Raw genomic sequence first — 6,590 nt, 5'->3', positions numbered from 1 at the left:
TATCCGACACACGACCTTTGATTTCCCCACCCTTCAAATGTACGGAGCTTTTTCAGAAATCAAATATTAGTCCTATACCCGCTTCATTGATAATACCCGTGCCACGCTAGAAGCCCATAATACGCTTCTGTCTAATCTTGAGGAATCTCGTAAGACGATGAATCAGATGGACAGAGGACTCTCGGAACTATCTGAGAGGATGCTTAGTGCAGTTGCAACTGTCTATGGCAAAAACAGTATGGAGTATTCAAAGGCAGGTGGCTCTAGCCGAAAGCGGAGTACGAGTAAAAAATCTATTTCGCAAGTTCCTATAGTTGTAACGGTTCCCGTCACTCAACTCACCCAAACTGTAACTAACGGCAAAGGCAGCTTGAGCGATGTCTAATGACAAACTGCTACGCATCTACGTCTTGTTTTTAAGGTTTTCTACAAGGCGTAGGCGTAGCCCATCGTAGACATCGCTCCCGATCAACTATCGAAGTATAAAATTAAAGCATGTCGTTTGAAGTACAAATGTCTGCAAAAATTAAATTCTAAGTAGCTGAGTCTGAGCGTTCTATTTGCTGCCGAATGGTATCAATAGAAGCATTAATACCAGCCAGTTTGGACTCTAAATCATCTCGTATCCAAATCAAGAATTTTAATTTCCGTTCTAAGCTAGCTTTGTGCGAAATAGGTTCGCTTCCATAACAAGGATTACCCCAAAAAGGAAACATAGTTTACCTCTATATTTAGCTTTGGTAAGAGTGCAATTTATTGCACCACTTCATTCTGACTAATAACAATCAGACTAATGTGGGTAATAACCGACCTAAATTTTACGTGCTTAACGAATACAGAGATACTAATGCTATTAGAGGATGTTGGAAAAGTCTAATTTTTTACTAGCCCTGGCGATTAGAAATTGCGGCTACACAGACAAAACCCTTGATTTTTTATTAGTCCACGGAGGTGAACTTGGTTTGTGTAGTAGCGAATTCTATTCGCCTAACACTTTTCAAATATCCTCTTAAAACTCTCATAAACTCTTTGCACCCACAAGAAGTAAAATCTAAACTTTCAAAAAACTTAAAATAAGGGTTACATCGATTATATTATGTATAAAAAGGATAATTCTTGCTTAACTACTTTATGTCTATTCAAGTTTACGGAATTCCCAACTGTGGCACTTGCAAAAAAGCTCTGATGTGGCTTCAAAGCAATAGCATTGAATATGAATTCATCAATACTAAAGAAACTCCACCCAAGAGTGAGATGATCCAAAACTGGATGAAGTCTTTGGGTTCTGCTCCCATGCGGAATACCTCCGGTCAGTCTTATCGAGCTTTAGGAGATGAAAAGAAGACTTGGACTGAGCAACAGTGGATTGACGCATTTGCTAACGATGCAATGCTGCTAAAACGCCCAATTTTCGTTAAAGATGGAACAGCAGTGTTAGTAGGCTTTAGAGATGAGGCAGTAATTAAAACAAAATTAAAGCTTTAATTCAGATGGCTAATAGCTTTAACTCTTAATTTACAGCACATTATAAACCTCATCTATGTTGAAACCTAGATTTTTTAAAAGATATATTTATGTAGGTTGGGTGGAGTGAAATGCAACCCAACATTACCACCTTATTTATTATGTTGGGTTATGCGATCGCTGCACCCAATCTACAAAACTACGGTTCTCAAGGTAGACGAGGTTTAGTTATCTCATTATATAGATTTTTATAAAGTGCGTTTACTTCAAATAAACTTTCAATTCCAATAAATCCTAGCTAAGTGGTTAGCTAGAAAAATCTACTTGCTGAGATAGCTCAACTTACTTTAATGCCTCAAACTGCTGCCAACAAAGATATAATGCACGCGGCACGTGAAAACATCCTTTCCATTTTCCACCTTTGAGGTTTAACAATACTTCCCCACGTCGATTGAGATAGCCAAACCACTCACCGTACTCTGAATCGGCAAAGTGTGACCAGGCATAATCGTGCATCTTTTGATACCACTCCCAACATACCTCACGCCCTGTTAGACGATAGCCCATTGCTAATGCAACCAAAGACTCTAGGTGAACCCACCACAATTTTTGATCCCATTCCAATTGTTGTGGAGGATGACCGTCTGCATCCATAAAGTAATACAATCCGCCGTACTCGCTATCCCAAGCAAAATTCAGGATATTTAGCACCACATCAACAGCTTGGTTAATAGTTTTGGTATCGTTTTTCCGGTGGGCGATATCCATGATAAACCACATAGCTTCGATACCGTGACCAGGGTTAATCAGCCGTCCCTCAAAACAATCTATGTGGGAACCGTCAGGGGCAACATTTTCGTACATTAGTCCCCGCTCTGGGTCGAAAAAATTGGTCATCACTTCACTGACAGTCTCAGCTAGGACATTCTCTAGGGTTTCTTTTGGTAGCAGCCATTCCATTTCTAGAGTCAGGTTGGCTAAAATCATTGGTACAGCCAATGATTTCATCGGGCGTGTGCCGGGATAGGTTTTATTATATTTGCCTTTCGGGTTATCTTTACGGCGTAAAACGTTGTTATAAGCCTGCATTGCCACATCTTTTGCCCATTCTTCGCCCCCAGCGAGTGCATATTTACTAAATGCCATCGCTGCAAAGCAATCAGAAAAGATATTGTAAGGCTCAACCAGTGGTTTTCCCTCACGGGTGAGAGCAAAGTACCAGTTACCATCACTATCTCTGCCATGTTGGGCGAGAAAATTAGCACCATTGCTGGCAATTTTTAGCCAGTTTTCGCGCTTTTCTAGCTGGTTGTAAAGCATCGAAAAAGTCCACACTTGGCGGTTTTGCAGCCAGACGAATTTGTCTGTATCATAAATTTTGCCGTAGCGATCTAGGCAAGTGAAATAGCCGCCTTGTTGCCAATCAAGAGAATATTTTTCCCAAAATGGGAGTACGTCGTTGAGGAGGGCGTTTTTGTAAAGTTCAGCGATCGCTTGAAAATTATACTCCATAAATTTTCACTCCTTTTGTGCTAAAGCTAACAGCTTAATACCAATTCTGCATGAAGATGCACAGAATATTAAACGAACCGCCAAGTACGCCAAGAGCGCCAAGAATAGAGAGTTACTCATTTAGTGCAGCTTCACATTAAATTGGTATAACAGTTATCACATTTTGGCTCGAACATGGAGCGTTCGTGTCAGTCTTTTACAAGATTTAGTCAGCAACAGTTATACTTCTATCTTGTATCTTGCACTATTCTCAATAACCGTAGGGGAGACAGTGAGGTTGTTATGAGCCAGATTAAACGAGTTGCGATCGTTGGAGGAAACCACGGTAATGAGTTAACAGGAGTATATCTAGTCAAAAAGTTTCAGCAGTATCCAAATTTAATTAATAGGACAACTTTTGAAACTCTGCCATTACTTGGCAATCTTAAAGCTATTGAAGAAGGTAAACGATACATTGACAGGGATTTAAACCGTTGTTTCACCAATCAAGGTTTACAAAATCCTCAACTCTCAAGTTATGAAGATACGCGGGCGAAAGCAATCCAACAAATACTGCAACCGCAAAATCTGCCATTTGTAGATGTAATTGTTGATTTGCACAGCACAACTGCCAACATGGGGTTAAGTCTGATTTTTTGTGATCTGAATCCTTTCTTACTTCGGTTAGCTGCTTATTTAAGTTCTATCAATCCGATGGTAAAGGTTTTTGTGAATCAGCAATCTAAAGAAGGTGGTTTTCTTCGTTCTTTGTGCGAATTGGGTTTTGTTATCGAAGTTGGTGCTGTGGCTCAGAATATTTTAAATGCTGAATTATTTCAGCAAACAGAGCAGCTTATTTATGCAATTTTAGACTATTTTGAAGGGTGCAATCAAGGTAATATTCCGCAGACAAGCAGCCAGCTTACACTCTATCAATATATTGAAACTATCGATTATCCTAGAAGCGATGATTACGGCGGGTTGCAAAGTGGGGAGATTCAAGCCATGATTCATCCCCAGCTTCAGTTTAGAGACTATGAACCTTTGAATCCAGGCGATCCAATGTTTCTGACTTTTGCAGGAAAAGATATTTTCTATGAGGGAGAGTCTACTGTTTATCCTATTTTTATTAATGAAGCTGCTTACTATGAGAAAGGAATTGCGATGTATCTCAGTCAAAAGCTGCAAGAGGTAGTTTAATTTCTTTGCCCTTTTAACCAAGATTGCAAATCAGCTAGTAAATACTCAACCTGCTAGCCGATACATAATCACTTTTCCTTTCCAGTTTTCTTCCACAAATACCAGATACTCACCATTTGAACGACGAAATGCGCGGATACCATAAGGTATATCAATCCAGCCACTTTCGCTGCCAACTTCTGGGCCTGGTTTTAACTGTTGTACTTGCGCTCCCGTCTTGGCATTATAGACATATACCTCTGCGGTTTTGACTTTCACAGCAAATACCCGATCGCCCGCCACACTCATGGCTGCTGTAGATACTTCGCGTTTGCCGGTGGTGTCGTAGGGAATCACAACTCGCCACTTGGGGGTACGATTTCCTTTACTCCAATTGTCAAAACGAGCAATTTCAGATCCAGCAACTCCAGTATCGTCACCGAAGGCCGGATGATCTACTGTAAAGCCTGACAAATACATACTATCTGTTTCGGGGAAATATTCGATCCGCCGCAAGTCGTTAAATATGCTAAGAGTAGTTTGCTTTTCCATCGAACCATAGTTGTAGATGGGGTTGCCTTTAGCATCTATTCCCTGTAAAGGATAGTGGCGAATGCCATCTTCTGTTCGCAAAGCTTTCCAAACATCTCCTTTGCTGTCTACCCACCATCCGCCGATATAGGGATAATCTTTGCTGGTATCATATTCATTATTTTCAAATTTGCCATTACCGTTGCGATCGCGCCAGATCCATTCGCCTTTTTGTGGTTGATTCGGCGGCCAATTTCCGGCGAGAAATGGTTTGTCTGCGCCATTGCTACCGACAAACATTCCGGCTGGGATAGCAATTTTGCCGTCTTTATCTGGATTAAAACGATATATTTGCAGGAAGCTATTGTACATATCTGTGAGGAACAAGAACGGCTTCCCTTGGATGCGGCGCACAAAGGTTCCATCGGGTGATGTATGTAGACGGGGATCTTGAGGATATTTGAAAGGATTTAAGGTGTAAGCTTTGTAAGTCCATTGCTTACCAGCAGGCTTACTGTAATCCATGAGATAGTGTTCTTGTTTGGTGAATAAATCTACACCATCAGTTTTAGGATCGGCATCTGCATTATCGACGAATATCAATCCTAGCGATCGCCATATTAGTTTTCCCGATGGCGAAAATTTCCGTAAATCTGTTCCCGATTTGTTGAAACCATTACTATTGATATAGATATTACCTGAAGCATCTGCACCAACTCCGGTAAGTCCGTAAAGCTTCAAATCTCCAACTTCGCCAGCAATTCCTGTATAAATACCACCCTTAGAACCAAAACTACCCGTCTGCACTGGCTGATCTTTGATGTCATAAATCAATATTTGCTGACGCGGGCCATTTTCTGCCACTAACAGCTTACCTTGACGATCAACTGCGATCGCAGTTGGTTCAACGATATCTGCAATCTGTTCGGGCAATTGCTTTCCACTCTGGGAATAATGTAAAATTTTGGCAGGTTTACTACCATTTTTGCTTTGAATAATCCACAGATTTTTTTGTGGATCAACAGTTATTGCTCCTGGATTGGCAAAGGTAAAACTGCGTACTTGCTTCATCGTATCAGTATCATAGACACGAATGCGGTTAGCAGCAAAATCACTCACATACAACTCGCTTCCGACTGTTGCTAATCCAGTAACTTCACTTTTAGTACTGGTAATTAACATACTTTTATCCCAGCCACGCCCTTCAGGAAACGGTGCAGGTTTTCCCGACAAATCATAGCGTCTAACGCAATGCCAACTTGTACCTTCAGGGGGGTAATCTTCGTCAGTTTTGCCCTTCGATCCCTGAGTCATGGCAAGGTAAATATATTTACTATTTGCTGTTACAGCGATGCCACCTCCACGACTCCAGCCGTGAGTATCGCCAATAGCACCAATAACCTTACCATCTTTATATATGGCTGCCTCCATTCCCGCCTCATCCCAATGGCTGTTGGTATAAACTGTGCCATCAGGAGAAACATACATTGCCTCAATATTGTTTTGTACCCGTAGATTTCCACTACCAATAGTGTTACCTATCCACGATGTTTTGTAAGTAAGTGTGGGTGTTTCAGTATTGTTTTGTACCAGCAGATTTGTACTGTCAATAGAATTACTTGTCCACGATGTTTTGTATGTAAGCGTGGATGTTTCTTTTGTTGCCCAGTCTGTTGTAATACCAAGGGTAGTAACAATGACTCCAACAGTCAAACTGAGTAAAAAGTTGAAAGTTTTACTTCTTTGTAAATATCTAAGTTTAGATAATTTTTTGATTTGCTGATTAAGCTTGTGACGGAGTTTTCCTAACTCCGCCATTAATTTATTTATCATATAGTTTTTCAGCTTTTAATTATTTATATACAATCATTTTTTGAGAAATCAGTAAAAAATATAATTATTATAAATGAGCGGTAGTTTTACAC

General features: G+C 40.4%; 7 protein-coding genes. 4 read left to right on the top strand and 3 right to left on the bottom strand.

The window, feature by feature from the left end; translation table 11 throughout:
• The first annotated feature begins 157 nt into the window (after positions 1 to 157).
• Positions 158 to 385, top strand: coding sequence for a hypothetical protein (locus G1O98_RS36150; protein ID WP_243458642.1), 228 nt, complete (start codon positions 158 to 160; stop codon positions 383 to 385).
• A 148-nt stretch (positions 386 to 533) separates the two neighbouring features.
• Here G1O98_RS36150 and G1O98_RS36145 read toward each other — a convergent pair whose 3' ends face one another.
• On the bottom strand, positions 534 to 716 hold the full coding sequence (locus G1O98_RS36145; protein WP_041565423.1) for a hypothetical protein: 183 nt from the start codon (positions 714 to 716) through the stop codon (positions 534 to 536).
• Between the two features lie 415 nt (positions 717 to 1,131).
• Between G1O98_RS36145 and G1O98_RS36140 the strand changes: the two genes are divergently transcribed.
• Both G1O98_RS36140 and G1O98_RS40995 read left to right on the top strand, forming a co-directional pair.
• The gene (locus G1O98_RS36140; protein WP_163938987.1) at positions 1,132 to 1,485 is read left to right on the top strand and encodes a Spx/MgsR family RNA polymerase-binding regulatory protein; all 354 of its coding nucleotides are present in this window, start codon (positions 1,132 to 1,134) and stop codon (positions 1,483 to 1,485) included.
• A gap of 110 nt (positions 1,486 to 1,595) precedes the next feature.
• Positions 1,596 to 1,718 carry a hypothetical protein gene (locus tag G1O98_RS40995; protein WP_265578594.1) on the top strand — a complete coding sequence of 41 codons (123 nt, stop codon included), beginning with the start codon at positions 1,596 to 1,598 and terminating at the stop codon, positions 1,716 to 1,718.
• A gap of 88 nt (positions 1,719 to 1,806) precedes the next feature.
• Here G1O98_RS40995 and G1O98_RS36135 read toward each other — a convergent pair whose 3' ends face one another.
• Positions 1,807 to 2,976 carry an AGE family epimerase/isomerase gene (locus tag G1O98_RS36135; protein ID WP_163938985.1) on the bottom strand — a complete coding sequence of 390 codons (1,170 nt, stop codon included), beginning with the start codon at positions 2,974 to 2,976 and terminating at the stop codon, positions 1,807 to 1,809.
• A gap of 282 nt (positions 2,977 to 3,258) precedes the next feature.
• Here G1O98_RS36135 and G1O98_RS36130 point away from each other — a divergent pair, with 282 nt between their 5' ends.
• Entirely contained in the window at positions 3,259 to 4,155 is an 897-nt protein-coding gene (locus tag G1O98_RS36130; RefSeq protein ID WP_163938983.1) for an aspartoacylase, read from the top strand.
• A gap of 45 nt (positions 4,156 to 4,200) precedes the next feature.
• On the opposite strand, the gene G1O98_RS36125 is transcribed toward G1O98_RS36130, so the two are convergent.
• Positions 4,201 to 6,498 carry a hypothetical protein gene (locus G1O98_RS36125; RefSeq protein ID WP_163938981.1) on the bottom strand — a complete coding sequence of 766 codons (2,298 nt, stop codon included), beginning with the start codon at positions 6,496 to 6,498 and terminating at the stop codon, positions 4,201 to 4,203.
• Between the last annotated feature and the right edge of the window lie 92 nt (positions 6,499 to 6,590).

This window comes from Nostoc sp. UIC 10630, assembly GCF_010747425.1.
Taxonomy (GTDB): Bacteria; Cyanobacteriota; Cyanobacteriia; order Cyanobacteriales; family Nostocaceae; genus Nostoc.
The sequence above is the reverse complement of the archived record's forward strand: the minus strand, read 5'-3'. Positions and strand labels throughout refer to the sequence as shown.

Excerpts from the sequence above, each read along its gene's own strand:
- G1O98_RS36140 (WP_163938987.1), top strand. The coding sequence starts at position 1,132 with ATGTCTATTCAAGTTTACGGAATTCCCAACTGTGGCACTTGCAAAAAA.
- G1O98_RS36130 (WP_163938983.1), top strand. The coding sequence starts at position 3,259 with ATGAGCCAGATTAAACGAGTTGCGATCGTTGGAGGAAACCACGGTAAT.
- G1O98_RS40995 (WP_265578594.1), top strand. The coding sequence starts at position 1,596 with ATGCAACCCAACATTACCACCTTATTTATTATGTTGGGTTATGCGATC.
- G1O98_RS36125 (WP_163938981.1), bottom strand. The coding sequence starts at position 6,498 with ATGATAAATAAATTAATGGCGGAGTTAGGAAAACTCCGTCACAAGCTT.
- G1O98_RS36150 (WP_243458642.1), top strand. The coding sequence starts at position 158 with ATGAATCAGATGGACAGAGGACTCTCGGAACTATCTGAGAGGATGCTT.
- G1O98_RS36145 (WP_041565423.1), bottom strand. The coding sequence starts at position 716 with ATGTTTCCTTTTTGGGGTAATCCTTGTTATGGAAGCGAACCTATTTCG.
- G1O98_RS36135 (WP_163938985.1), bottom strand. The coding sequence starts at position 2,976 with ATGGAGTATAATTTTCAAGCGATCGCTGAACTTTACAAAAACGCCCTC.